Origin of the sequence: Paenibacillus sp. FSL H8-0283, assembly GCF_045040675.1 — a bacterium.
Classification (GTDB): Bacteria; Bacillota; Bacilli; order Paenibacillales; family Paenibacillaceae; genus Paenibacillus; species Paenibacillus amylolyticus.
This window is the reverse complement of sequence record NZ_CP150295.1, coordinates 1,628,614-1,654,618: the sequence shown is the minus strand read 5'-3', so window position 1 is coordinate 1,654,618 and position 26,005 is coordinate 1,628,614. Positions and strand designations below refer to the sequence as shown.

Here is a 26,005-nt window from a genome sequence, read left to right as displayed (position 1 = left end):
GGGCACTCATGATGAACAGTGGCACGAAGCTACTCCGTTATGTTCAGCTGCTGGATTCGGCCCTGCCCATCGGTGGTTTCTCCCATTCCTTCGGTCTGGAAGCTTACACGCATGATGGCACCGTGCAAAATACCGCGCAGCTTGAACAGTTTATTCGCAGCCAGCTTCATTCCAGTCTTGTACGACTAGATGGTCTTGCCATCAAAGGCGTCTATCAAGCGATAAAACAGCAAGATGCCGCTCTACTTGCCCTGTATGACAAACGCGTGCACGCCCAGCGCTCTCCACGGGAACTCAGGGAGAGCGGCCACAAGATGGGAAAGAGACTGCTCAAGCTGGCCCGTTCACTCTATCCATGGATGGACTTTTCCCTGATTGATGAGGCCATACGGGAATACGGTGCGTATTGTGGCATCACGACCATTCACGGTTATATCAACTATCAATTGGAGATTGAATTGGATGAAGCCGTTACCGGGCATCTGTATACCTCGGTGAACGCTTATGTGAACAGCGCACTTCGCCTGTTGCCCATCGGACAAACCGAAGCGCAGATGTTGATTCAGAAACTGCTTGATAATATCGAAGCGGAATGGGCTCTCATTCGAGACAATGACCCCGAAGATATGCACAGCTTCGGAATCGCCCAGGAAATCTACGCCATGCGGCATGAGACCTTACCCGCGCGGCTGTTTATGTCTTAACTACAACTTTTATCTAACATAGGAGGAATTGTTATGTGTGGAGGAGCTAATCATACGCATCATCCGGAGTGGGAACGTAAGGCATTTGATCGGAGTCGTCCGATGCGAATTGGAATTGGTGGACCGGTAGGTTCAGGTAAAACAGCCCTTGTGGAGAAGCTATCCAAGGCACTGCGTACACGTTATAGTCTTGCTGTCATCACCAATGACATTTATACCAAGGAAGATGCCGAGATTTTGCTGCGTCAGAACGCACTGGCACCAGAGCGTATTATTGGCGTCGAGACAGGCGGATGCCCGCACACGGCTATTCGTGAGGATGCCTCCATGAATTTCGAAGCGGTTGACGAGTTGATCGAACGCTTCCCGGATCTGCAACTGATCTTCATCGAGAGCGGCGGCGACAATCTCTCCGCTGCATTCAGTCCGGAACTGGCTGATGTGTTCATCTACATTATCGACGTTGCTCAAGGAGAGAAACTCCCCCGCAAAGGCGGTCCCGGCATAACGCGTTCAGATCTGCTGTTAATCAACAAAACCGACCTCGCCCCTTACGTTGGTGCAAGCCTGGAAGTTATGAAAAATGATACCGAACGGGTACGCGAAGGCCGACCTTATGTCATGTCTAATCTAATGAGCGGTGAAGGTGTATCCGAGATTGTCCACTGGCTTGAACATCAATACATGGATGACGATGCTTCCGCTGCACATCTGCATTCACACAGCCATGAACATGGCACTCACTCGCATTAATTCATCTTCTGTCCCCACGGGAACAGAGATAACTAGGAATGAAAGTGCAGGTGCACCCGTCACACGCCGCAGCGAGCTTCGGGCCACCTTTGCCTTTCAAGGCGACCGGACTGTCATGACTGATCGTTATTACAGCGCACCACTCCGGTTTAGCCGATCCTTTCGACCTCCCGGAGGCGGAACCGAATTATGTGTGTACACGTCAGACGTCTCGCCCGGAGTCCTTAACGGGGATCATTATTATTCCGAGTGGGAATTAGGTGAAGGCACCCATGTCATGCTGAGTAGCACATCTGCTACCAGACTCCATCCTACACCTTCCATTCCCTCATCCGTTAATCATCACTTTCGGTTGGGAAAAGGGGCCACGCTGGAATACTTCCCTGAATGCGTCATCCCTTTCAAGGGAAGTTCTTCTTCGCTCACTGTAACCTTTGAGCTGGAAGAACAGGCAATCCTGGCCTATGCAGATATCTGGTCTGCAGGACGGATTCATCGGGGAGAAGCGTTCCAATTCGAGCGTTACCGCAGCTTGACGGAGATATGGCAAGGTGAACAACTGGCTGTCTGGGATCGATTCGGACTCGAACCGGATACCGATGATCCCAAACACTCAGCGTCTCTCCTTCACTACACACATACCGCTACGTTATGGATGATTGCCCCAGGTCTTGGTACTGCGGAGTTGGAGCAAGTCAGATCTGCGCTGCCACCAGATGGGCGAATGCTCGCAGGTGCAAGTTTGCTGGCAACCGGAGGCATCGGCGTTCGACTCCTTGGCATGGCAGCTTGGGAACTTCAGGAGCAGTGTCTTCAGATCTGGAACACACTCCGCCCACATCTGCTGGGCAAAGAAACTCTTGTCTTTCGTAAATAAGGGCATCAAGCATAGTTAACACCAAAAAACCTCTGAACTGTCTCCGAGTGTGTTCGGATTAGTCCAGAGGTTTTTGTACATTCAGTCTATGGATGCTGTTCATATCACTTACGCTTCGTTTTCCTCAGAATCGTTCTCTGATTTGTTCTCAGGTTTATAGCGATAGTCGCCAGCATCCTTACTTTCCTTGGATTTACGGTAACGGGTGAACTCAATATATTCGCTGATAAAAGACTGTTCCACAGTCGATAATTCACTTTCTTGGCAATTCAATTGCCGCAAAACGTCAAAAAAATAATCCTCCCGTTTTTCCCGAACCATCGCTTCCTTCGATGGACGTCCAATCATGAGCCAGTCAAGGCTCACATCAAAAAACGAAGCAATCTCAATTAATTTATTCGTACTCGGAATAGACTTGCCACGTTTCCAATCACCCAGATTGCCTGTGCTAATCTTCAGCTGTTGGCAGAAAGCCTTCTTGGTCATTCCTCGTTCGGCAATCAGGTGTTCAATTCGCTCATAGATCGACTGCATACAAGAACCGCCTTCCAACCGTAATAATCAACTCATCTGCTTGAATTATACCACATTATTCCTGAATGCTCAGCCTTTATATGCCTGGAATAGGATGAGATATATCGTATAACACAAAGATAGACTCCCATGAATGATCATAGAAGTCTATCTTATGTTGTTGCTGTGATGCGGTCGAGAGGACTCGAACCTCCACGGGTATACACCCACTACCCCCTCAAGATAGCGTGTCTGCCATTCCACCACGACCGCATATTCAATTGTAAAAATGGTGAGCCATGAAGGGCTCGAACCTTCGACACCCTGATTAAAAGTCAGGTGCTCTACCAACTGAGCTAATGGCTCTTGCTGTAAACTTCACCGGATGTGCCATGCTTCATTTTTGTCTATAAGAGCAATGACTTTGAGGATTACTCATCGAAAATGTAGATCTCATGAGGTGGTGAAGATATGACCCGTAGGGGATTCGAACCCCTGTTACCTCCGTGAAAGGGAGGTGTCTTAACCCCTTGACCAACGGGCCTTAATAACAAGTTGTCTTTCTTGGCGACAAGAATGAGTATACCACAGGACAATTTGAACTTGCAATACTTTTTTTAAAATTTATTTTTCAAGCCTTTTTGCCCATTGCATACTCTTCTTCAGAGCCCCGTTATTAGCCACCTCCCGTTCATGCCAATGTCATCCCCGTGCAGGAACAATGTAAACCATCTATCAAAACACTTATAAAAACTTACGTTCACTTATAATATTGCAAATCACATTAAGAATACTTATAATTAAAGTATCAGTATAAGTACGGTCATCCATATACTCGGAGGTGACATGTTTGTTTCAAGAAGAACGAATGCAGCTCATTGTTGAACATCTACGCAAACACAATCGCATCTCAGCCGATGATATTGTCGCCTTGTTTGATGTATCACGGGATACTGCACGCAGGGATCTGATTAAGCTTGAGGAACAGGATGCCATTATCCGAACACGTGGCGGCGCGATTCTCCCCCCTCCTCCGCAAGAATTCAGATCCTACAAAGACCGTTTACTCGATGTATCTGAGGAAAAGAGGGCCATCGGCAAACTCGCTGCGGCCATTGTAAGGCAAGGCGAGATCATTATTCTGGACTCTTCCACGACTGTGCAGGCCTGTGCCGAGAACTTAAACGGCAAATCCTGTACCGTCATTACCAATTCGATTCATTCCGCTGATCTTCTCTCCAATCACACTGCTGTCCAGATTCGTTTGCTCGGAGGCAAAGTAGATAAGGAACAACGTTATGTCTACGGTACCTCTGTTATCGAGACCCTCTCCCACTATTATGTAGATAAAGCCTTTATCGGAATTGGCGGTATCACCATGGATGGCTTCAGTGCTTCCGAAGAGGAAGGGAAAATTAAACACCAAATGATGAAAGCTGCCAAGAAAGTTGTTGTTCTTGCAGATCAATCCAAGTTTGATAGACGTTATGGTTATCGTTTTGCCGACTGGTCGTTGGTGGATGTATTGATTACGGATCAATGGCCAACCAAAGAATGGCTTGTTTTTCTAGCCGAACAACAGGTTGAGATTCTCATTCCTGAACCAACAGATGATAAGGAGTTGTAAATATATGAAATTATTTGCCACAGATTTAGATGGAACTTTGTTGAACATAGATAGCCAGATTAGCCCGGAGAATGCCGCAGCCATCCAAAAGGCCCAGCAATCCGGTATGAAAGTTACCATCGCAACAGGACGTGTCTATTCCGATGTTGTGACCATCAGCCGCGAAGGTGGAATCAAAACCCCGATTATCGGCTCCAACGGAGCGACAATTCATGATGCTGACGGTGAACGTTTATTCCATCTTCCGCTCGAGCGTGACACAGCAGCTTCCGTCATGCAGTGGCTGGAAGATCATGATGTCTATTATGAGGCTTCAACGCAACAAGGCATCTATGCCCCGCGAAGCAGTCATGAGACCTTGCTCGCCGAGATGGAACGTGTTCTTGGTTCGAACCCTGGTGAGGACATTGCACGCATGATTCGCTCCATCAAGAAACACTATGACAAAAAAGACTACCACCGCGTAAACAGCCATCTCGAAATTCCGGCAGAAGCCTACATCTATAATATTATGGCCTTCTCCATGAATCCGGACAAAGTAAAGACAGGACGAGAATACTTCGCTTCCCGATCCGATGTCGCAATGGTTGTATCCTTTGAGCATAACTTCGAAATGCAGCACCCGGACGTATCCAAAGGTAATGCCCTCACCAAACTGGCGGCTCACTTGAACATATCCATGGAGGATACAGTAGCTATTGGCGATAACTTCAACGATGTCTCCATGTTAAAAATGGCTGGACTCGGCATCGCCATGGGTAATGGCGAACCCGAAATCCAGGCATTAGCCAAAGCCATAACGCTGACCAATGTGGAACACGGTGTTGCCCATGCCATCGAATGCCTGCTCGAGGGTAAACCGGTATCCCGCCCAGAAACGATTGTCGGAGAAGGTCAGTAATTGGACCCATACTGAATTAAGTACTGAACCTGCATGATCACCTGTTGATCCATGCAGGTTCTCTTCATTTTAACTCCGCAGATCGAACGTGAGGCACGTCCTGTAACAAAATAATCAGTTGCTCGCCCCGGTATGAACCCGGTAGTTGCAACGTGAACTCAAGCACAGTCTCTTCCACGGAGTCTGTGCTTGTTTGCTGTTCAGTCTTAAATCCGATGACCGAGATCTTCTCCTGTCCCAGCAGTGCCAAAACAGTCTTCAGGGCCTCTCCCTCATTTTGCAGATGGATGGTTAACGTCTCTGTTCGAGCGGATACCAGCCAGCGTGTAGGTCTATGCAGTAACATCTGTGCCACGACAATAAGCAGTGTCACGCCCGCCCCCGTCCAATACAGACCTGAACCCACAGCAAGTCCCATGCCTGCCGTAGCCCATATGCCAGCCGCTGTGGTCAATCCCCTGACCGTGTGACGCTGTGTGAAGATCATCCCTGCTCCAATGAACCCTACACCACTAACAACTTGTGCAGCGATCCTTGAAGGGTCAAGGGACAGATTGTCCCAGCCAGCCTGATCCTGGAATCCGTATTTCGATACAATCATCATCAGGGCAGCACCAACGGCGACCACAAAATGAGTACGGATTCCCGCTTCTTTCATTCGATTCTTGCGCTCATATCCGATTAGCACACCACATATTCCAGCTATGAGTACACGCATCAAATATTCCACTTCCATGCACATCACCTCTTTCATTATGTATATGCTTACATGAGTCTATCTTTACTATTACCCAATCTTTACATGACTAATAAAGAACTTCTACTCAGTCAATTCTCTGCCCGGAAATTTTCCCCTTGTCTCTTGCCCAATCCGAAATAATGTCTGAAATTATATATCAGCGGATGCCATTCCTCCGGATTAATTTTGTTCGGTCCAGATATTAGTCTGGTGTGCGCGTGCACCTTCAACGCTTTCACTTCAACAATCGCCATGAACGGTGTATGTTCGGGAATACGTATGTGTTGTACAGCCGCTTCAATCTGGAGCGGACATTCAACTATTTTATCTGGAGCCACCTGAACCGAGCATTCAGATGTCAGTCCAGCTACAGTGAATTTATCATGACAATATTCATAGCCCATCTTCCTTTTCTCCTCAGGAACCGGGGTGACTCCCGTATAACGACCCAATGCCTCAACCTGTTTCCACATGGTCGCATCCGGCAGATTAATTACACACTCCGGGTGTCGACTCAGATTTTCATAGGATTTGCCGTGTGTCCCTAGACCGAGAACCAGACAATCCCCCAGTGCCCAAGACGAGGATAATGGTGACAGGTTGGTTGATCCATCCTCATTTAATGTGCTTAGCAGCACTACAGGCGTACCATAATATAAAATACTGGGATTAATCGTCTCATGTTGAATCACTTCTGGACTCGCGGACAACTGCTCTGTAGCGAAGTCCTGTTTCGTTATCTTTTTCATCCTGTACCTCTCCTGTTCCCATTCCAATGCTTTATAAGCTCAATCTGACCCATATGGGACGATACAACTCGATTGTAATACAGTAATAGTTCAGGTATGATCGAAGTATGAATGTATATCCGAATATTACTGTTATTGCGTCGTTAATCGCTGATCCAAGCCGCGCTATTTTTCTGTCATCCTTACTGGATGGCCGTGCGTTGCCCGCAGGTGAGCTTGCTCATATGGCAAGTGTCACTCCCCAGACGGCAAGCAGCCATCTAGCTAAACTCGTAGAGGGAGGATTACTCGAAGTTGAACAACAAGGACGCCACCGATACTACCGTCTTGCAAACAAAGAAATTGCTAATCTGATTGAAAGCATGGCCAGTATTGCTCCGCCTGTACAGATCCGCTCTCTCAAACAATCCGATCAGCTTCAACAACTGAGTCATGCACGGACCTGTTATGGTCATCTGGCCGGGAAATTGGGAATCTCGCTCTGTGAAGCCTTAGTACAAAAGGGGTATCTTTCAGACCCCGAAGAGGCACACAGCAAGGATTATCAAGTTACAGAGAAAGGAATACAGTGGTTCACTACGTTCGGAATTGAACTTCAGATGAAGCCGGGATCACGCCGTGCCATCGCTCGCAAATGTCTGGATTGGAGCGAACGCCGTCATCATCTCTCTGGTATGCTTGGGGAACAACTCAGACATCGGTTAGCGGAACTGGACTGGATTCGTCAAAAAACAGGAAGTCGCTCTGTCGAAGTAACGGAAGCAGGCAAGAAAGGTTTATACGAGATGTTGAGCATTTCACTTTAGGCTGAGGCGTACACCAGGGATAAGCAAAGATCAGTAAACGCAAAAAATCCCCTTCACACTGACCGTTAACCGGTCTAATGTGAAGAGGATTCTTTGTGCAATTAGAACGGAGAAAGAGGAGAACTCTCACTTCGTTCGAGACTGCGAAGTATTGCTAACGAAGCTTATGCTCCGACGAACCTTTAGGTTTCTCATCCCTTTGCAGAGAAGTTTAATTCAGAACGGAGAGAGAGGGATTCGAACCCTCGCACCGCTTACGCAGTCTAACCCCTTAGCAGAGGGTCCCCTTATAGCCACTTGGGTATCTCTCCAAGAAATGGCTCCCCGAACAGGGCTCGAACCTGTGACAACTCGATTAACAGTCGAGTGCTCTACCAACTGAGCTATCAGGGAAAATTAACTTGAATAAGATTAATCTATCATGATTAATAATCCAAGTCAACAGACCTGTCAAGATTTCCTAATTGTATTGCTTTCTTCCTCTCAGAAGGAAGAGATCATCGCCAGTTGGGTAGTATTTTGGATCATGTCCCTGTCTGCTCGTGGAAGGCAAACACTTACTTTGAATACGTCTCCATCCACTTGTATTCCCATAGAACCTTCATGCAATTCAACAATGCTTCTGGCGATGGACAAGCCTAGACCTGAACCCTCCGTTGAACGGGAACGGTCCCCACGCTTAAAACGTTCAAAAATCTCATCCGATGAGAACTCCATCTCGTATGCGGATACATTTTTGATCGTAAACTCCAGTTGATTTCCTTGTTCGATCAGTTCAATATAGACCCTGGATTGGGGCAGACCATATTTCAAAACGTTTCCCAACATATTCTCCATAACACGCCACATCCGGCTGCCGTCCACCATTGCGTATACAGGCTCAGTCTCCTCTCGAATCCTTATCTGTAACTCTGCCTGCTCGAACGAATCACTATATTCTGCTACAGCCTGTCGAAGTAACTCCCCCATGTCTATCTGTTTTAAATGAAGTTCCACATCTCCGCTCGCCATTTTCGCTGCTTCAAATAAGTCCTCCACCAACAAACACAGACGCTGCGTTTTCCGCTCCAGAACTTGAATGTATCCAGCCTTCTCCTCCTCTGTGCCCTCATCGCGCTTAAGCAGATCGATATAACTAACCAAAGAGGTTACAGGTGTTTTCAGATCATGAGAAACGTTAGCGATCAACTCGGATTTCATACGCTGGCTCGTAACCTGTTCTTTCATTGCATTCTGGAGCCCTTGTCTCATTCCGCTCATCTGTGTCACCAATGGTTGCATTATGCCTGTTACATGCTCTGGGAACTGCACATTGAACCGGCCTTCTCCCATTTCCTTAGCCGCTTGCGTAAGTTGCTGCGCCACATGAATCAGTTGAAACATACTATATACCAAGAAAACACTAATCAGAACTGTCAAAAACACAAATGGAATGACCATTGAAGACTTAATGGACGCGAGAGAAATAACCGCTAATTGCATAAGACATTGCACCATACATAATAAGATTAAACGCTGAATTCTTTTTTTGTCAGTCGGCTCGCCTTGCTCCAAAATCTTTTTCACCAAACTGTACCATTTCCATACCCATATCTCGTTTCGTATTGGCCTATGGCTGGACATATTCCCGATATACCGGACAGCCCCCCTTACATGCACACCAACAAACCACACTCCGAGACCAGCGATGAACATGCCTATAAAATAAACAAAAATATCATTTATCCATCGACGAGTGAAAAAGTAAGGAGTTATCCCATAATCTGAAGTCACCCCGTTTAGTACTTTTAACAGTAGAAAGGACCCTATACATAAGGTAATAAAATGTGCATCCAAGGAAAGTTTTTCACTCCACCAGATTGTCACCTTCCGATATTTGCTATTCTCAGGCAAAGGAATACGATTTGCAGTCACAAGTAACGCCGTACCAATGACAAAGAGCAGGATCAAAGGTATAACACCAGATACATTCCAATCTTTATAAATGAATCGAATCTCATATCTCAATGAAGCAAGCTTCATAAACACCAGTGTAAAACAAATCATCGCTGCTATCCGAACTCCGTAAGCCAGCATATTATTCTTCCAGTTTGTAACCAATACCCCACACCACCTTTATATATTTGGGTTCTCTGGGATTAAATTCAATCTTCTCACGGATTCTGCGGATGTGAACAGCGACTGTATTTTCCGGTTGAAAGGCAGGCTCTTTCCATACACGTTCATAGATTTCATCAATAGCAAAGATCCGGCCCTTATTCTCCATAAAAAGCCTAAGTATGTGAAATTCGGTTGGCGTCAGCCTAACATCTTCTCCTTCCAAGGTCATTGTTTTCTTCTGTTTGTTATATACCAGGCCACGAACCTGAATCTCCTGTTCTGCATCTTCGGAACTTTGATGTATCTGCGCACCCAGGCCGGTGAAGCGTCGTAACTGGGACTTTACCCTTGCCATAAGTTCCAATGGATTAAATGGCTTGGCTATGTAATCATCCGCACCGATGTTCAAACCTACGATTTTATCATAATCCTCTGTTCTGGCAGACAACATTATAATTGGCACATTAGAGGTTTCACGAATTTCCAGTGTCGTCTGCAGTCCATCCAATCCAGGCATCATAATATCCATAATAATGAGCTGAACAGAATGAGCCTGGAGCTTTTGCAATGCCTCTTCCCCATTCGACGCCTTGTAGACCCCGATTCCTTCACTACGCAAAAAAATTTCGATCGCATTGCTGATATCGGGATCATCATCAACAACCAATACACTGTGGGCCTTCAAAGGGTCACTCCTCCTTTTCATTTAAACTGGATTATGTGGACTGATGAACAGTTTACATCAGATAAATGACAGGAAATCCAACAAAAGATTTACAAATTTCTTAAGATCCATCCGCTCTATACTCCAAAACAAAATTACTATATGTCGTGAAGCCCCAGTTTTCCCGCGCAACGGCCACAACGGTAACGCTTCGGATCTATTTTCCGCTTGCGCAAATATTCCGTACTACAGCTCTTGCACACCAGCTTATAACGATATGGCAACGGCTTTCTGCCTTTGCCGTCAGGAAGTGATTGGCAGTAACGCGAACCGCCTACCTTCTGCAATAAAGCCTTGAATTCCGGGTCACGATGCTGATAGCCGCGCCCACGAATATGCAGATGATAGTGACACAGCTCATGCTTGATGATTTTCTCAACCTCATCTCGCCCATAGGCTTCGAGTTGATGCGGATTGATCTCAATCCGGTGACTTTTAAGCATATAACGCCCACCCGTCGTGGTCAGGCGACTGTTAAACAACGCTTCATGGGTGAACGGCACTCCGAAATGATCCAGTGATACCTGTTCAATCCATTGTTGCAATTCCTCATTTTCCATCGATATCCTCTCCTTGCACCCCCTCGGAGCATTTGTTTTTCCGGTATAATACTTGAATTTTAACCGTTTCGTAGGCTACACTGTCAAGTAGAATGTATGAGGGGAGATTATTACTCGTTATGCCTACAATGCGCTATGTCATCCTGCAGCAGGAACAACACTTGCAGTTCGTGGAAATGCCCGCAGATTACGCCTATCAACTCAGTGCGCTCAACCTGCGCCTGCACAAGGAAATTGATAAACTCACTGCAGCAGATGTCCCTGTCCTGCCTTGGGCGATCGCCGAATGTGACAGCCTCGATCTCCTAAACGAAAATCTTACTATCATCGGTGGCCTTGATTATATCAATGCGCTTGAAGAATCTTTTGCAGTATTACGTGAAAGCCATTATCCCTTGATTTCTCTGCTTACCGAAATCCGAGCTCTTCAGGCCCAATTGGAACAATGGTATGAAGAAGAGATGGAAGCTCTCTAATTCACCACAGTTATCATTTTATAATGATGAGAACAAAAAGCACATCTCCCTGAATTGGGATTTGTGCTTTTTTTTGAGTGAACAAGATTGATTTGCCGGAGGCCTCCACTTATCCCGCACAGTCCAGGCTATTGCCACATATGCTAACGTACAGATGAATTATGCAAGAGGAGGAGATACCCTTGCCTCAATGGCTTTGCAATCAACTGATGCGTGCATTTCACAAAAAGGACAGCCGGCAAATCAAGTTGCTGAACGAATGCTGGTTCTTTTATCGTAACAAACCAGCAAATGGCACACCACGCAGCGCGGAGAACGAACTTTAAGAGGTAGTTCATAAAAGTCTGCATTGGATTACGAAGGATGGCCTTTTGAACACGCACTTTAAGAAAATGCACATATTGCCCACCGTACTTACTAGAGGAATTAGAACGGATAACGGGACTATTACTGTCGACAACAAACAGCCTTCCTGGTTAGGGAAGGCTGTTCTCCAATCCTACTATTTAAGAAGACTGTTGCGCAGAAGCAGGCTTCTTCATCGTCAGGCCGACACGGCCTTTTTTGGTATCCACACTCATAACCCAGACCGTTACATTATCCCCGACAGACACAACGTCCATCGGATGTTTAACATACCCGTTGCTGAGCTGTGAAATATGGACAAGCCCATCACTCTTGATCCCAATATCAACAAAGGCACCAAAATCAATAACGTTCCGAACCGTACCTTGCAGCTCCATGCCTTCCACCAGATCCTCAATTTTCAATACATCTGTACGGAAGATTGGCAACGGCATTTCTTCACGCGGGTCACGCCCCGGACGCTGCAAGCTGTCCAGAATGTCACGCAATGTAGGCACACCTACGTCCAGTTTCACAGCCAATTGTTCTGGCTGTTGCTCTGACAGTAATACCGACAGTTCCTTGCTGCCCAGCTTGTCCAGTGCAACCTGAAGCTCCTTGAACAGCTGATCCACTACCTTGTAAGACTCAGGGTGAATAGGTGTACGGTCCAGCGGGTTCTCTCCCTCACCAATACGCATAAATCCTACGCACTGCTCATAGGTTTTGGCACCCAGACGTGGCACCTTCTGAAGCTGACGGCGGTTCGTAAACCGGCCATTTTCTTCACGGTACTTCACAATGTTTTTGGCAATCGTAGCGTTAACTCCGGCAACATATGACAGCAACGAAGGTGATGCTGTATTCACATCCACACCCACATGGTTAACTGCGGATTCCACGACAGCCTTCAGGCTTTCTTCGAGAATCTTCTGGGATACGTCATGCTGATATTGACCCACGCCAATGGCTTTTGGATCAATCTTAACCAACTCCGCCAGCGGGTCTTGTACCCGGCGAGCAATGGAAGCTGCACTGCGCTCCGCAACATCCAGATCAGGGAATTCTTCCTGGGCCAGCTTGGATGCAGAATATACACTCGCGCCTGCTTCGTTAACAATCAGATACACAAGACTTTCATCACCGTTCTCCTGAATGATCTCGGCAACAAATTGCTCCGTCTCACGTGATCCGGTACCATTACCAATGACGATCAATCCGATATCATATTGCTTGATCATCCGATGGAATACTTCCGCAGCTTCACGTTTCTTGTTGTGTGGTGGCGTTGGGTAGGTCACAGCCACTTCCAGCAGTTTGCCCGTATCATCTACTACAGCCAGTTTACAACCGGTACGATAGGCTGGATCGACACCCAACACACGTTTGCCGTGAATCGGCGGTTGAAGCAACAGGTTACGCAGATTGGCCGAGAATACCGATATGGCCTGATTTTCACCTTTTTCCGTGAGCTCTCCCCGAACTTCGCGCTCGATGGAAGGCGCAATCAGCCGCTTGTATGCATCTTCAATCACATCACGCAGGATATCCTGCACGGCAGAAGCACCGCGAATGATCTGCCCTTCCATATGGCGATGTGCCGGTTCTGCCTGTACGTCCAGGCCGACTTTCAGAATACTCTCACGTTCACCGCGATTAATTGCGAGAATACGGTGTGGAGGCATCTTTTTGGCTAATTCGCGGTAATCATAATAATTCTCGTACACGGACTCCTCTTGAGCATCCTTCGCTTCCGAAGTCAGCATCCCGTGATCCAAGGTGTACCGACGAATCCAGGCACGAATGGCAGCATCGTCTGCGATATTCTCCGCGAGAATGTCTTTGGCTCCCTGAAGCGCCGACTCCGCATCTTCTACACCCAGTTCAGCATTGATATATTTCGCAGCTTCCTGGAGTGCATCTCCTTGTTTCGGTTGACCCCAGATCCATACAGCAAGGGGCTCAAGACCTTTTTCCTTGGCCACACTGGCACGCGTTTTCCGCTTCTGACGGTAAGGTCGATACAAGTCTTCCACTTCCTGCAGCTTCACAGCTTGCGTAATGGATTGCTTCAGTTCTCCGGTCAGTTTGCCCTGTTCCTCTATAATACGGATGACTTCCAATTTGCGATCCTCAAGATTGCGCAGATAAACAATGCGTTCTTCAATCGATCGCAGCTGGTTCTCATCCAGCTCTCCAGTCATTTCTTTACGGTAGCGGGCGATAAATGGAATCGTATTGCCTTCGTCCAGAAGCTCCGACGTTGTGCGGACCTGCTTCAAGGACAGTGACAGTTCCTTGGCTACCTGTTTGATGATTCGTTCATGGCGTTCTGCCTTTATTGTTTCTTCATTGGGTTCCAGAACCGTTTCCTGTTCAGACAAAATAAATCCCTCTTTCCTTCCTGAATCGTTCGTTACAATCATTTCAGGGCAGCTTTGCTGCTGTAATTACAGTATAGTTGAACCATTTGTTTCTTCCACTCTACCCTATATTATCACAGAATCACGTCCAGATTTCCATCAATCCGCAAGCATACAAGTTCTGACAGAATGATGTCATCCTCCAGCCTTCCCCATTACGTCAAAAAAAGACCGAAAATCGTCATCACGACGCTCCTCGGTCCTTCCTTTTTTTAAAACTTTAAATAAAATAGCAATCTAGACGCGCTCGAACCGGAACATTTCGCTCAGATAGTCTCCGGATGTGCTGCCTACCGAAATACCGCCATACATGAGGGCATCGCCGGTAAAGGTCTCCGAGCCGCCTTTCAGACGGTAATCCGCATTAGGGTCCAATCCTTTCAGCTTCAGGCGCTGAAGTGGCGCATTGGGCTCAGAGAGCACGCGGAAGTAGAATACAACGGCTTCGCTTCCGTCCGGTGCAATAAACATCCACGCTGTCTCATTGCCTTCAAACGGACTGAGCAAGCGACGGAATGTTCCATATTGAACCGTTCCACGGATCTCTTTGTACAGCTCTACCTGTGCTTTCACGATCTCGTTCTCTTCCTCCGTGAATTTTGTCAGGTCCAGCTCGTACCCGAAGTTGCCCGACATCGCAACATGTCCCCGAATCTCAAGAGAAGTGATCCGGTTGACCTGATGATTCGGTACCGCTGAGATATGCGATCCCATCGAACTTACCGGGTATACAAGACTCGTACCGTATTGAATCCGCAGGCGGGATATAGCATCCGTGTTATCACTTGTCCACGTCTGTGGCATGTAATACAGCATACCTGGATCGAAGCGGCCACCACCACCTGAACAGCTTTCGAACAGAATGTTCGGGAACGCCGAAGTGATTCGTTCCATGACGTCATACAACCCCAACATGTAACGATGCGCAGTCTCACGCTGTCTATCTGCCGGAAGCAATGCAGAACCCACTTCCGTCATATTGCGGTTCATGTCCCATTTCACATAAGTGATTGGTGCAGAACCAAGTACGTCTGTTAACATGCGCACAATCTCATCACGTACATCCTGACGAGAGAAGTCGAGTACCAGTTGCTGACGTCCTTCTGTGCGGCGACGATCAGGCACATGCAGACACCAGTCCGGATGCGCTCGGTACAGCTCACTGTCTGGTGAGATCATCTCAGGCTCAAACCACAATCCGAACTGCATATCCAGACCTGTTACGCGGTTAGCCAGATCATCCAATCCCTGTGGCAATTTGTTCTTATCTACAATCCAGTCGCCCAGCGAGGAGTTGTCGCTGTCCCGATGTCCAAACCAGCCATCATCCAAGACAAACAACTCAATACCCAGCTTCTGTCCGGCGCGAGCGATCTGCTCAATCTTGTCTGCATTGAATCCAAAGTAGGTTGCTTCCCAGTTATTGACCAGAACCGGACGTTCCGCATTGCGGAATTTTCCGCGTGCCAGACGCTCCCGATACAATTCGTGGTAGGACTGTGACATGCCGTCCAAACCTGCAGCCGAGTACACCATAACCGTCTCAGGTGTCTGGAACGCTTCTTGCGGCTCCAGCTTCCAGCTGAACTCGAACGGATTGATTCCGAGTGACACACGGGTGGTGTGGAACTGATCCACTTCAGCCTGTGCGGTGAAGCTGCCACTATAGACGAGACTGAATCCGTAAACTTCACCTTGGTCTTCATCCGTGCCTGGTGTCATCAGCGCAATAAATGGATTCTGCTGGTGACTGCTTGAACCGCGACGGCTCTCAATCCCTTGCAGGCCTGACGCAAGCGGTCTGCGAACGATATCACGTTCCCGTGTCCATGCACCTGACAATTGCAACAATTCATAATCCGCGTGCGGGAAATCAACAGAAGAACTGAGCGCACGCGCCACATTCACTGAGGTAGCGCTCTCATTAACGATACGCATGGAGCGTGTAATCGCATTAAATGCCGTAAAGGCTGTATAGGAAAGCTCGATTTTGATACCCGCAACGCGGTCTTCCAACTCAATAACCAGCGTCTCTGCTTCTTCATCGGATTCAACATACGTTGCTGGCAGTCCGGTAAGCGCTGTCTTTCCTTTGACCAATCGATGGCCTGTATACGTAAACTCCGAAACCGTCGAGCCATTCTCAAGTTCCAGTTGGATAGCCGGATTACGGAAATCACTTGTGCCATACACGGGTAGTTCCACTGCCAATGTATCAAATGAAATCGTACGGTCCTCTGGTACCGGGTTCGGACTGAAAGATGCTCGTTCTGTCCGTACATGCAACCAGCTCAGATCGGTGTCGCGTAATTTTTTGCCATAATACAAATGCACCAAATATCCTGAAGGCAGTACCTGAAATACGTAACTGGCCTCGCGGGTCTGTAAATGAAATTGAAGTTTCTCTTGATTGATGTAAATGCTCATATGTCTCCTCCACCTCTATATATAGGTCTTTCGGGTAAACGGTTTCTCAGGTTTCATTATAGCGAAAAGATCGCCAATGTTCTACGCTTTCATCAAGCTTTAATCAAAAGAGCGCATAACAGCCCGAAGGATGTCATACGCTCTTTTGGTTACAGTCTGAATTCAGTGTGTTCCCTTACGGGAACATCCATTGCCAACGGACGGCAGTGCAACGTACAAGACGCTGGTTGCTGCCTTAAAAATCGATTAAACCAAGGCTGATCTGTAAGGCTTCGTTGACCAATTTCATGGTCTCCTCGTCCAGATGGGTAATCTTGTCAGTCAGCCTCTGTTTATCAATCGTCCGTATTTGTTCGAGCAAAATAACCGAGTCCCGGTCAAAGCCGTGTGCCGCCGCATCAATTTCAACATGCGTTGGCAGCTTTGCCTTCTGGATTTGGGCGGTGATAGCCGCCACAATACAAGTTGGACTGAACCGGTTGCCGATATCATTCTGGATCACCAGAACCGGCCTGACTCCACCTTGCTCGGAACCGACAACGGGAGAAAGATCCGCAAAAAAAACGTCACCACGTTTTACGATCAATGTCTACACCCCGCTAACTAAGCGGTCCAGAGTGCTGTCCGCATCTTCCTCCGCATGAAAGGCTTCGGATGCCATGGTCAGATTAATTTTTGCCATCTCCATGTACCCTCGCTGCATCGTTTCACGGATGTAACGTTTCTTACGCTCCGTTAAATACAGCTTCATAGCCTGCCTAATCAATTCGCTGCGGTTGGAATTCTCCAGCGCTACGATGCCATCCACTTCCTGCAAAAGATAATCAGGTAAACTGATCATGATCCGCTTGGTGTTCTGCAAGTTGGCCACCTTTCTTCCACCCCCACAAACCTTTCGCCATTGTGAACCAGTATTACGTTTTTCCAGAACTTTTATACAAAGGAATATATATGCCCCGAGTATATCAAGTATGCTGTACTCCATTATAAACACGGGGAACAATATTCGTACAGACCAAACATCTCAATTCAGGAATTAAATCCTTACCGTCATACATAATTCGAGATGCTCCGACAGTTTTCCTTCTGTTCTGAAAAAAAGTTTATTGGGAATGACGTCCAGTTTACCTGTCAGGATGTCAAAAGTGGATTGATTCTGGCGACTACTGCTCCCCCGCGGGTATATACCCGCGGAATGCGGTGCGCCATCATGCAGATCACTTCATAAGCAATCGTACCGAGCTGAGATGCCACCTCGTCTGCGGTTATTACGCCACCAGACTGATGACCGATGAGGACAACCTCTTCGCCGACTTGAATTTCTTCCGCCTCTTCCGCGAAAGATTGTAACGACACCATACACTGATCCATGCAGATTGTACCGACGACAGGGACGCGGCGTCCGCGTACAAGCACTTCTGCTTTACCTGTCAGCATTCTGGAGAATCCGTCTGCATATCCGATCGGCAGGGTCGCTATTCGTTCGTAACCTTGCGTAAAATAACGGGTTCCGTAACTGATCCCCCAATGGGGTGGCAGTGTTTTGACCAGAACCGCTTTTGTCTTCAGCGTCAATACCGGGGACAGCTTCACCACCTGATGATTCACCTCAGCCGAAGGATACAGCCCGTACAGGCTTATTCCCACACGTACCATGTCATAGGACAATTCCGGTGTATCAATGGCAGCGGCGCTGTTCGCCGTATGTATAATCGGGATGGAACATCCCTGATCCCTGAGCGCATGAATCACGCTTTGGAACCGTCTATACTGCTCCAGTGTATAGGTTTTGTCTTCTTCATCTGCTCTGGCAAAATGGGTAAACATGCCTTCCAGCATCACCTGATTGAGCGAAGCTACTTCCTGAATGAAAGCCAATGCCTCATCGCCAGGCAACAGACCTAATCGGCCCATGCCGCTGTCGATTTTAATATGAACCTTCAGTTGGTTAGCGAATGTGCTCGCATCCAGATGTCGAATGGCGTCAAGCACTTCCCTGCTGAACAGTGTGACGGTCACATCATGTTGCCATGCAACAGCGATTCCTTCAGGCGGCGTATATCCCAGTACCAGGATTGGAATCGTAATCCCATGTTGTCGCAGTTCCAGAGCTTCGTCAAGAAAAGCCACACTTAAGTAATCCACACCCACTCGTTCCAGTTCCCTAGCCGTCTCCACCGCTCCGTGTCCATAGGCATTGGCCTTCACACAGGCGAGGAATTTCATGCCCTGAGGCAATGCCTCGCGGAAAGCTTCTACGTTAGTACACAAATGATCCAAATTGATCTCCGCTTGGGTCGGCCGATATTGTCCTTGCACGTTAAGTCACCTTCTCTAATCATCTTAATCCGGCTCACGTCAGACTCCATCGTAATGCTCCAGCATGTGACTGTCAAATGAACCGAAGTTTCGCATCCAAAAACAGATGTAAGGTGCGCCTTTTGAAGAACAAATGCGAACACAGAAGAAGACCGATAAGCGAGATTAGCAGGGCAAAATCCCACTTTCACCCAAGCAAAATCTGCTTATATCGATTATTTACCCGGTTCCCTCTGCGTAGAAGCGCATTTTGCTTTATTGAGTGTATCGGGTAAGAAAAACAGCGCTAAATGAATACCTTTCTTACATCAAAGCAAAGCACCGGAGAACAGGTCTCCGATGCTTCTTAGCATTCCTTATGTTTATGCTACTATTCGTTCATTTGTTCAAAAATCATTTGCCTGACTCTTCCTGCATCGATGTTGCAATGCGTACCATTTCGTTCTGAGGCAGGTCGGCACTGGTGATCCGATATTCTATGCCATCTGTCATCCATGTCAGAGTCTTCAATGCATCTCCGCTGATCATCCCCAGTGTGAATCCAAGATCTACTACACTGGATGGAGCAAGTGATACAGCTCGATCCTGTGGTCTGGCTTCGAATATCGTGTAATTATATGTTCCTTCATAACGAAGCATAACCGAATAGTCTCCCGCTTCTTCCAGAATCTGATCGTCCTTGAGCTGCACGCCTTCCGGCGCATAGGTCGGCTGAATCACGCCGAAGCTGTCTGCCCCTTCCGGTTCTGCAAGTGTCGGCTCTTCGCCTTCCTGACCTGTTGCAGCACCTTCTGTACCTTGCTGCTCTGTGTCACCACCTACACCCGACTGTCCATCAGTAACGGCTCCATCAGGTTCAGGCGCAGTCTGAGGATTGGCAGGTTCTTTACCGCCCTCACCTGTTTGCTCCGCAGGAGTTACACCAGAATCCGTTCCTGTTTGGCCGCCCTCTTTTGTAGCTGCTGTCATGTTACGTTGCATGTCAAAGGCGTCTTTCTCAAATGCAGCACCAAATTTGAAGGAATCAAACTTCACATCCACGACCACATTGGCATTGGAGTCGGATACCTCAACCTGTTTCGGTGCGTAATCACTTTTGTTCAGCCAGATCTTCTGTCTGACGAGTGCATGTGTATTATAATTGGCAGCTACATCAAAAACATAGCTCTCCTTCTCATCCGCAAACTGACGGGTTGTATCCCCCGTAATGCTCCGAATCAATGTTTCATAGAGATATACCTGTCCTTGATTATCTGGCCAATTGCTCTGAAAACGGAAGCTTTTGTTCTGGCTCGGTGTCAAAACAAACACGCCTTCATCGTTACGCAGTACAATCTGTGTTACATCCTTTTTTGCATTCGTTAACGCAATACGATAATAGGAAGGCTTCTGATGCCATACCTCGACCTTGTACTGCTGCGGCGTATCTCCGGTATGCAGCGTCATCACGCCTGCCCCCTGGTAACTTTCCATCTCTCCTACGACTTCGTTCAGATCTTTGACCACAGCTGCCGCATCCTTCTTCCCGCAGGCGGCAAGTAAGGCCGATAAGACCAATACCATGGCAAGCATCCATGATATTCGGCGCATGACATCATCCCCTTTAGCACATGTTTTCACTTCAGGATTGTGCTTGCAGCAGAACCCCTACTTGATTAGTACATGTTATGAGGGACTTGTTCGATATATGCGGACTAGTTTGACAAGCAATCGGTGAAGTCCGTTAATACGGCATTGCTACGCAAAATCAGTCTCAGGGAGGATGTTAACTTTATCCAGAAAAGGCATAGTGAATTGTAGGAGATTATTCTTTTTATTGAATATTAGGAGGAAAAGGTATGACGACAACAAAGCTTCGCACATCACTGGAAGGACTGGATGAATTCATCGACGAGCAGCTTCAATTATGGAATGGTGTCGGCACAGCGGTGGCGGTGGTCCATAAGGATGAAGTCGTCTGGCAAAAAGGCTACGGTTATCGTGACCTGGAGTCCAAACTTGAAGTTACCCCTAATACGTTGTTTGCCATCGGTTCAAGTACCAAAGCCTTTACCGCAGCAACTGCTGCTCTGCTTGTGGATCAGGGGATACTGGACTGGGATACTCCTGTGAAGTCGTATATGAAAGACTTCAAGATGTTTGATCCGATCGCAACAGAACGTATAACTATTCGCGACATGCTGTGTCATCGTTCCGGTCTTCCAAGGCATGAGTTGGTATGGTATAACTCCCCGCATACAAGAGAAGAACTTGTTCGAACATTACAGTATCTGGAGCCAAATCAGGATTTCCGAAACAAATGGCAGTATCAGAACCTGATGTACATGACGGCAGGTTATCTGGTTGGACAGCTCAATGAAACTTCGTGGGAGCAGATGGTTCAGAAGACTCTATTTAATCCGCTGGGTATGAACTCAAGTCTGTTCTCTGTTGAAAAAATGCAACTTCAGCCTGACTATGCTTACCCTTATATGGAGAAGGATAGTCAGAATACGAGAATACCTTTTCGAGCCATTGATGCCATAGGACCTGCTGGTTCCATTAACAGCAATCTAGTCGATATGATTGCATGGCTTCAATTCCAGTTGCATCAAGGTCAATGGAAAGGAACGTCATTGATATCTAAGGAACAGATGAAGATTATGCATAGTCCTCAGATGCCCAGTGATTCCCCGTTCATAAGCCAAGAACTGCCTATGAGTACATATGGTCTGGGTTGGATGATTGAGCCTTATCGTGGACATGCCATGATTCATCATGGTGGGGCTATTGATGGCTTTGCATCACAAGTTGCCTTTTTGCCAGAGGAGCAGATTGGAATCGTGGTTCTGAGTAATACCAACGGAAGTATAATTCCCTATACGGTTGCTTTTCATATCATGGACCGACTGCTTGGATTAGAGCCCGTCAATTGGAGTTTCAAATTGAGAAAATTAATGGGGAAAGAATCAACAGAAACGGAGTCTAATCCGGAGAATCCTCTGGAAGTGCCTATTCAAGCAGACACTGCCGTTGAGGAAAATATTGAAGAACCTCACATCATACCTTGTGATCGCCCTTACACCGCTTATGCGGGTATTTACACGCATCCTGGTTATGGCGAGATGTCGATTCAAGAGACAACGGACGGGTTGCAAGCAACCTTTAACGCCATTGAAATGCCCATGGAATACACCGGGAAAGATACGTTTTCCGTCGAATTTGTGTTATTCGGTCTGAAGATCACGTATACGTTTACCCTAAATGAATCTTCAGAAGTTGCTCAATCCATCTCCATTCCTTTGTTGCTTGAACCGGGTACAAAGCCTATTGAATTCATCAGGGTTTCGTAAATGATCTGAAACTATATAAATTGAACTAATGAATATATTTACACTGGTCACTCCGATGACAGAACAACCTTCTGATCGCTGTTATCCCCAGATTTTTTTGATTTCTTTTCATAAAGTGAAAATCCGGGGATAAAGGCGAACGCTCTGCTTCCTCAGGTTATTTCTGTCCTCTCCGTTTTGTATAAATGTTTAGTTCAATTTATATAGAAAACGCCTGATTCATTTCCGTTGTGGCAGCTAATCCTACCACAACGGAATATACACCGGATAACTCGTATCCTCTTCAGCGGCCCCAGGGCTTCTCTTCACCCACAATCTGCGCAGATCAGGCAGACCATACCCCGCAAGACGATAATCTCTCAGTGAATCATGATGGGCGTGTTCTTCCTTGAAGCTGTATGTGGGCAGAAGCAATGCCTCCTGAATCAGTCGATCTTCTAGCCGAATCAATCTATTCAACCGCTCCGCGGGTTCCTGGATCATGACCACTCGTCCACATTCCTCTTCCAGTTCATGTCTCCAGTAATCATTCATCGCAATCAGGAATAACGTGTTCTGGAAGGTGTACATCGTCACGAGACTCAGCACGACATTATCATTGAAGATTTCTCCTGTATAGATCAGATCACAATCCCCAAACCCATCTTGATAGACTGCGTGGACCGGATCTCCCGGCATAATGTTGATATGTAGGCCAATCTGTTTACATCTCTCTGCAAACCAGACCATATCCGTCTCCATCTTCTCTCCTTCTTCCACCCACAGACTTAAACTCTGCCCTTGATAAGAGCTATGACGCAATAATGCTGAGGCCCGCACCATTGAGGTCTCCACGGAAAGGTCAGGTACAGGTGTGACCGAACCATCCGGTTGTTCCGATTGCTGTTTCCCTGGCTCCCCTTGATCTGAACCCACCTTTAAAGGTTGCTGTACTCGTCCTCGAATCAGACTATAAGCAGCCTGCGTGTTCGTGCTTCCGAGCGCTTGCGACAACTCCTGCGCATTCAATAGCTGTTGAACAGCCCGGCGAAAATTCACCTCATGCTGCGGCCCTTCCTTCTGCATATTAAACGTCATATACATGCCACCCTGCATCTCATGCTGCACGGCACGAGGCTCCGCATCCGGAAATATATTATGCTTGATGACGGACTCCACCCTCCCAGAATGGGGAAGTTGCCATATTTCAACGCGGTCAATATAGGCTCGGCCTCGGAAGTAGGAAGGAAATACTTCCAACACAAGCAGCTTGGAATCATGACGCGTCAACCGATAAGGTCCTGTTCCAATCGGATGGAGCGGATTCATCTCCACATCTCTCGGCAAGATCGATGCAGACATACTACTCATCAGATCCGGGAACATGAAGTTAGGCTTGTTTAACACAAAACGTACAGTCAATTCGTCCAACGTCTCTATGCGCTCAATAGATCCAAACAGAGGCCTGCACGGGTTACTATTGTCAGAGATAATGCGATCAAAGGTAAACTTCACGTCCTCTGAATCCAATATTCTGCCATGATGAAAGGGTATACCTTTGTGCAGATAAAAGGTCCATTCGCTCCCCTCTGAATGACTCTCCCATGCCACAGCCAGACTCGGTTCACAGACCTGGTGTTCAGCATTATAACGAACCAAACGATCAAAAACCTCCTCAACAATAAAAACTTCTCCCCACATGGCCGTCTGCGTGGGATCCAATGTCTTAAAAGGGATATTCCGTGGAATCCGCAATGTATCCACTCGTCCTCTGTCCCCTCCATTCGAACGCAGACCGAATTGATGCTGCATTTGCTGCATCAGATGTTCTCTCATCGTAATTGGTAAGGTGGCGGCCAGTTCATAGGCGTCCTCCATCCTGTTCCCATCCAGGAGATGGTCAAATCGTTCACGCGCCACTTCAAGCAACGGGACACAAAATACCAGCATCGATTTTTTGCCTCTTCCGCGCTGCGGGTTCCACCTGACCCATCCATTCTCCTTGAATTTGTTCATAATGAGGTTCATATTGCGCATGGTACAACATAATAGATCGGCAAGTTCACCTACCGTTGTATGCATTTCTTGTTCATCATGTACATGTAGAAAGTTTAATCGCAGTTGAATGTAATGTTCTGATACGTCCATAGTTGCCCTACCTTCTGCTAAAATACGAAATCCATCCGGATGCTTCTACAGTTTTTCTTCAGGTTTTCCTCCATTATACTCAGTAACATCAACATGACCAGTGGGAAGGAAGAACAACGATTTATGAAATACGCCGATCTGCACCCGAACATCAGGATACGTATCATTACTGATTTTTTCACCGATCTGACCCAAAAGTCCATCATTCCATTCATGGCGATCTATCTGAGTATTCAGATTGGCGCAGGTTTGGCGGGGTTATTGCTGACGGTCAATATTGTGGCTTCCATGATTGTGGGATTGTGGGCAGGATATTGGTCTGACCGAATTGGACGAAAAAAATTAATGGTGATCGCACAAAGTCTCCAAGTCATGGCTCTACTCGGCTTGGCCATCGCCAATTCGCCGTGGATGGATTCAATCATCGTCACTTGCCTCATGTTTCTGCTCAGTAGTCTCAGTTCAGGGATCACCGTGCCGATTGCTAATGCTATGATTGTCGACGTGAGCAGTGAACATGAACGTCATTATGTATATGGGTTGCAATATTGGACAACAAACGTTGCTGTAACTTTTGGTGCACTGATGGGCGGGCTATTTTTCGAATCATTTCGTTTCCTATTGTTCAGTCTGGTATGCCTTGAAATCCTAGCTACCCTGTTTATTTTAATCTTTATGATTCGTGAAACAATGGATAAACGTGAATCAGGTTATGGCGATGCTCCCATCCAGAGGAACATATTGAAAACGTACTGGGCGGTCTTTCAGGACAAACGTTTCATGATATTTTTCACGGCTACTGTACTTGCAGTCTCCCTGGAATTTCAATTGGATAAATACATCGCTGTTCGTCTAAAAAATGAATTCACCGCCCAACTGCTCGGCTCAGATATCTCAGGTCTGCATATGTTCAGCCTGATCATGGTCATAAACACCGTAATGGTTGCCTTGGTTGCCATTCCATTCACCAGATGGATAGGTCGCTTCCAGTCCCGATCTATTATGACTGTTGGTATGCTCCTCTATACCGCAGGTTTCACCGTACTTGCTTTCAGCAACTGGGCCTGGTTACTCATCTCATCCGCTATATTGCTAACCATTGGAGAGTTGATGTATGCCCCTGTTCGTCAGGTCATGCTCGCGGGTATGATTCCAGATTCGGACCGTGCTGCCTATATGGCTGCTGACGGGTTGAGTTACAACGTTGCTGCCCTTCTCGGCAGTCTCGGGTTAACCATTGGAGCCTTTCTGCCCTCCTATGCGATGGCTGGTCTGTATATCCTGATGGGGCTTGGAGCGCTCATCTTTTTCCGAATGTTACTTCGGAAGGCAGAGGAACAGAATCAACATCTGCCGTGTGCAGATGCATCTTGATTTCCCTTTTCTGGCAACTTTTCGGACAACAAAATAATCATCCTAGGGAGCCCAACTGGCTCTCTTTTTCATGTCCATGATCAACGTTCAGAAGTAAATTATCTTTAACATTTTGTATATTATAGTTTA

General features: G+C 47.1%; 23 protein-coding genes and 5 tRNA genes. 10 read left to right on the top strand and 18 right to left on the bottom strand.

The annotated features are described in order from the left end of the window. Positions 1–8 precede the first annotated feature (8 nt). The 3 genes from MHI52_RS07345 to MHI52_RS07335 are packed head-to-tail and all read left to right on the top strand — an operon-like array spanning position 9 to position 2,334. A complete protein-coding gene (locus MHI52_RS07345) occupies positions 9–704 on the top strand; it encodes an urease accessory protein UreF (RefSeq protein WP_084650082.1) in 696 nt (231 codons plus the stop codon). A 33-nt stretch (positions 705–737) separates the two neighbouring features. Further along, positions 738–1,457, top strand: a complete 720-nt coding sequence (ureG, locus tag MHI52_RS07340; RefSeq protein ID WP_017690021.1) for an urease accessory protein UreG — start codon at positions 738–740, stop codon at positions 1,455–1,457. Further along, complete coding sequence (locus MHI52_RS07335) at positions 1,375–2,334, top strand: urease accessory protein UreD (protein ID WP_405158746.1); 960 nt, start codon at positions 1,375–1,377, stop codon at positions 2,332–2,334. Before ureG ends, MHI52_RS07335 begins: the two co-directional genes overlap by 83 nt. A 108-nt stretch (positions 2,335–2,442) precedes the next feature. Here MHI52_RS07335 and MHI52_RS07330 read toward each other — a convergent pair whose 3' ends face one another. The 4 genes from MHI52_RS07330 to MHI52_RS07315 all read right to left on the bottom strand — a co-directional run bounded on the left by MHI52_RS07330 (position 2,443) and on the right by MHI52_RS07315 (position 3,391). Beyond that, the gene (locus MHI52_RS07330; RefSeq protein WP_036610863.1) at positions 2,443–2,868 is read right to left on the bottom strand and encodes a helix-turn-helix domain-containing protein; all 426 of its coding nucleotides are present in this window, start codon (positions 2,866–2,868) and stop codon (positions 2,443–2,445) included. Between the two features lie 169 nt (positions 2,869–3,037). Next, positions 3,038–3,120, bottom strand: a tRNA-Leu gene (locus MHI52_RS07325). Positions 3,121–3,137: 17 nt separating this feature from the next. Beyond that, positions 3,138–3,213 (bottom strand) — tRNA-Lys (locus tag MHI52_RS07320). A 106-nt stretch (positions 3,214–3,319) separates the two neighbouring features. After that, positions 3,320–3,391: transfer RNA gene (locus MHI52_RS07315), tRNA-Glu, on the bottom strand. Positions 3,392–3,697: 306 nt separating this feature from the next. Here MHI52_RS07315 and MHI52_RS07310 point away from each other — a divergent pair. Continuing rightward, positions 3,698–4,474 carry a DeoR/GlpR family DNA-binding transcription regulator gene (locus MHI52_RS07310; protein ID WP_017690024.1) on the top strand — a complete coding sequence of 259 codons (777 nt, stop codon included), beginning with the start codon at positions 3,698–3,700 and terminating at the stop codon, positions 4,472–4,474. Between the two features lie 4 nt (positions 4,475–4,478). After that, positions 4,479–5,375: a Cof-type HAD-IIB family hydrolase gene (locus MHI52_RS07305; protein ID WP_036610865.1), complete on the top strand. Its 897-nt coding sequence runs from the start codon at positions 4,479–4,481 to the stop codon at positions 5,373–5,375. Positions 5,376–5,439: 64 nt separating this feature from the next. Here the strand turns inward: MHI52_RS07305 and MHI52_RS07300 are convergent, their stop codons facing one another. Both MHI52_RS07300 and MHI52_RS07295 read right to left on the bottom strand, forming a co-directional pair. Continuing rightward, positions 5,440–6,111 carry an MgtC/SapB family protein gene (locus tag MHI52_RS07300; RefSeq protein WP_017690026.1) on the bottom strand — a complete coding sequence of 224 codons (672 nt, stop codon included), beginning with the start codon at positions 6,109–6,111 and terminating at the stop codon, positions 5,440–5,442. Between the two features lie 92 nt (positions 6,112–6,203). Further along, positions 6,204–6,863: a flavin reductase family protein gene (locus MHI52_RS07295; protein WP_282319060.1), complete on the bottom strand. Its 660-nt coding sequence runs from the start codon at positions 6,861–6,863 to the stop codon at positions 6,204–6,206. 107 nt (positions 6,864–6,970) lie between these two features. Between MHI52_RS07295 and MHI52_RS07290 the strand changes: the two genes are divergently transcribed. Next, positions 6,971–7,669: a helix-turn-helix transcriptional regulator gene (locus MHI52_RS07290; RefSeq protein ID WP_047842019.1), complete on the top strand. Its 699-nt coding sequence runs from the start codon at positions 6,971–6,973 to the stop codon at positions 7,667–7,669. A gap of 222 nt (positions 7,670–7,891) precedes the next feature. On the opposite strand, the gene MHI52_RS07285 is transcribed toward MHI52_RS07290, so the two are convergent. The 5 genes from MHI52_RS07285 to MHI52_RS07265 all read right to left on the bottom strand — a co-directional run bounded on the left by MHI52_RS07285 (position 7,892) and on the right by MHI52_RS07265 (position 11,053). Then, positions 7,892–7,980 (bottom strand) — tRNA-Ser (locus tag MHI52_RS07285). A 6-nt stretch (positions 7,981–7,986) separates the two neighbouring features. After that, positions 7,987–8,062, bottom strand: a tRNA-Asn gene (locus MHI52_RS07280). Positions 8,063–8,152: 90 nt separating this feature from the next. Further along, positions 8,153–9,769: a sensor histidine kinase gene (locus MHI52_RS07275; RefSeq protein ID WP_405158745.1), complete on the bottom strand. Its 1,617-nt coding sequence runs from the start codon at positions 9,767–9,769 to the stop codon at positions 8,153–8,155. After that, entirely contained in the window at positions 9,747–10,454 is a 708-nt protein-coding gene (locus MHI52_RS07270) for a response regulator transcription factor (RefSeq protein WP_127551303.1), read from the bottom strand. The genes MHI52_RS07275 and MHI52_RS07270 overlap by 23 nt, the downstream gene beginning before the upstream one ends. A 137-nt stretch (positions 10,455–10,591) precedes the next feature. Beyond that, positions 10,592–11,053, bottom strand: a complete 462-nt coding sequence (locus MHI52_RS07265) for a SprT family protein (RefSeq protein ID WP_405158744.1) — start codon at positions 11,051–11,053, stop codon at positions 10,592–10,594. A 119-nt stretch (positions 11,054–11,172) separates the two neighbouring features. Between MHI52_RS07265 and MHI52_RS07260 the strand changes: the two genes are divergently transcribed. Further along, entirely contained in the window at positions 11,173–11,529 is a 357-nt protein-coding gene (locus MHI52_RS07260; RefSeq protein WP_047842018.1) for a hypothetical protein, read from the top strand. 182 nt (positions 11,530–11,711) lie between these two features. Further along, entirely contained in the window at positions 11,712–11,855 is a 144-nt protein-coding gene (gene cmpA / locus MHI52_RS07255) for a cortex morphogenetic protein CmpA (RefSeq protein WP_017690033.1), read from the top strand. Between the two features lie 180 nt (positions 11,856–12,035). On the opposite strand, the gene MHI52_RS07250 is transcribed toward cmpA, so the two are convergent. From MHI52_RS07250 to MHI52_RS07225, 6 genes are all read right to left on the bottom strand, one after another. After that, positions 12,036–14,258: a Tex family protein gene (locus tag MHI52_RS07250; protein WP_253506395.1), complete on the bottom strand. Its 2,223-nt coding sequence runs from the start codon at positions 14,256–14,258 to the stop codon at positions 12,036–12,038. Positions 14,259–14,534: 276 nt separating this feature from the next. After that, entirely contained in the window at positions 14,535–16,724 is a 2,190-nt protein-coding gene (locus MHI52_RS07245) for an alpha-galactosidase (RefSeq protein WP_405158743.1), read from the bottom strand. 235 nt (positions 16,725–16,959) lie between these two features. After that, positions 16,960–17,310 carry a type II toxin-antitoxin system PemK/MazF family toxin gene (locus MHI52_RS07240; RefSeq protein WP_024630714.1) on the bottom strand — a complete coding sequence of 117 codons (351 nt, stop codon included), beginning with the start codon at positions 17,308–17,310 and terminating at the stop codon, positions 16,960–16,962. A 3-nt stretch (positions 17,311–17,313) separates the two neighbouring features. Next, positions 17,314–17,595: a CopG family ribbon-helix-helix protein gene (locus MHI52_RS07235; protein ID WP_017690037.1), complete on the bottom strand. Its 282-nt coding sequence runs from the start codon at positions 17,593–17,595 to the stop codon at positions 17,314–17,316. A gap of 260 nt (positions 17,596–17,855) precedes the next feature. Then, positions 17,856–19,043, bottom strand: a complete 1,188-nt coding sequence (gene alr / locus MHI52_RS07230) for an alanine racemase (RefSeq protein ID WP_339189111.1) — start codon at positions 19,041–19,043, stop codon at positions 17,856–17,858. A 393-nt stretch (positions 19,044–19,436) separates the two neighbouring features. Then, positions 19,437–20,633: an outer membrane lipoprotein-sorting protein gene (locus tag MHI52_RS07225; RefSeq protein ID WP_076319104.1), complete on the bottom strand. Its 1,197-nt coding sequence runs from the start codon at positions 20,631–20,633 to the stop codon at positions 19,437–19,439. A 248-nt stretch (positions 20,634–20,881) separates the two neighbouring features. On the opposite strand from MHI52_RS07225, the gene MHI52_RS07220 reads away from it, so the two are divergent. Continuing rightward, on the top strand, positions 20,882–22,375 hold the full coding sequence (locus MHI52_RS07220; protein ID WP_405158742.1) for a serine hydrolase: 1,494 nt from the start codon (positions 20,882–20,884) through the stop codon (positions 22,373–22,375). Between the two features lie 243 nt (positions 22,376–22,618). On the opposite strand, the gene MHI52_RS07215 is transcribed toward MHI52_RS07220, so the two are convergent. Next, on the bottom strand, positions 22,619–24,502 hold the full coding sequence (locus MHI52_RS07215) for an ABC transporter substrate-binding protein (protein ID WP_405158741.1): 1,884 nt from the start codon (positions 24,500–24,502) through the stop codon (positions 22,619–22,621). Positions 24,503–24,625: 123 nt separating this feature from the next. Here MHI52_RS07215 and MHI52_RS07210 point away from each other — a divergent pair, with 123 nt between their 5' ends. After that, positions 24,626–25,876 carry an MDR family MFS transporter gene (locus tag MHI52_RS07210; protein WP_405158740.1) on the top strand — a complete coding sequence of 417 codons (1,251 nt, stop codon included), beginning with the start codon at positions 24,626–24,628 and terminating at the stop codon, positions 25,874–25,876. The last annotated feature ends 129 nt before the right edge of the window (positions 25,877–26,005 follow it).

Bases quoted from the DNA above. Each gene is read 5' to 3' on its own strand.
- MHI52_RS07345 (WP_084650082.1), top strand. From the start codon at position 9: ATGATGAACAGTGGCACGAAGCTACTCCGTTATGTTCAGCTGCTGGAT.
- ureG (WP_017690021.1), top strand. From the start codon at position 738: ATGTGTGGAGGAGCTAATCATACGCATCATCCGGAGTGGGAACGTAAG.
- MHI52_RS07330 (WP_036610863.1), bottom strand. From the start codon at position 2,868: ATGCAGTCGATCTATGAGCGAATTGAACACCTGATTGCCGAACGAGGA.
- MHI52_RS07305 (WP_036610865.1), top strand. From the start codon at position 4,479: ATGAAATTATTTGCCACAGATTTAGATGGAACTTTGTTGAACATAGAT.
- MHI52_RS07300 (WP_017690026.1), bottom strand. From the start codon at position 6,111: ATGGAAGTGGAATATTTGATGCGTGTACTCATAGCTGGAATATGTGGT.
- MHI52_RS07295 (WP_282319060.1), bottom strand. From the start codon at position 6,863: ATGAAAAAGATAACGAAACAGGACTTCGCTACAGAGCAGTTGTCCGCG.
- MHI52_RS07290 (WP_047842019.1), top strand. From the start codon at position 6,971: ATGAATGTATATCCGAATATTACTGTTATTGCGTCGTTAATCGCTGAT.
- MHI52_RS07265 (WP_405158744.1), bottom strand. From the start codon at position 11,053: ATGGAAAATGAGGAATTGCAACAATGGATTGAACAGGTATCACTGGAT.
- MHI52_RS07260 (WP_047842018.1), top strand. From the start codon at position 11,173: ATGCCTACAATGCGCTATGTCATCCTGCAGCAGGAACAACACTTGCAG.
- MHI52_RS07245 (WP_405158743.1), bottom strand. From the start codon at position 16,724: ATGAGCATTTACATCAATCAAGAGAAACTTCAATTTCATTTACAGACC.
- MHI52_RS07225 (WP_076319104.1), bottom strand. From the start codon at position 20,633: ATGCGCCGAATATCATGGATGCTTGCCATGGTATTGGTCTTATCGGCC.
- MHI52_RS07220 (WP_405158742.1), top strand. From the start codon at position 20,882: ATGACGACAACAAAGCTTCGCACATCACTGGAAGGACTGGATGAATTC.
- MHI52_RS07215 (WP_405158741.1), bottom strand. From the start codon at position 24,502: ATGGACGTATCAGAACATTACATTCAACTGCGATTAAACTTTCTACAT.
- MHI52_RS07210 (WP_405158740.1), top strand. From the start codon at position 24,626: ATGAAATACGCCGATCTGCACCCGAACATCAGGATACGTATCATTACT.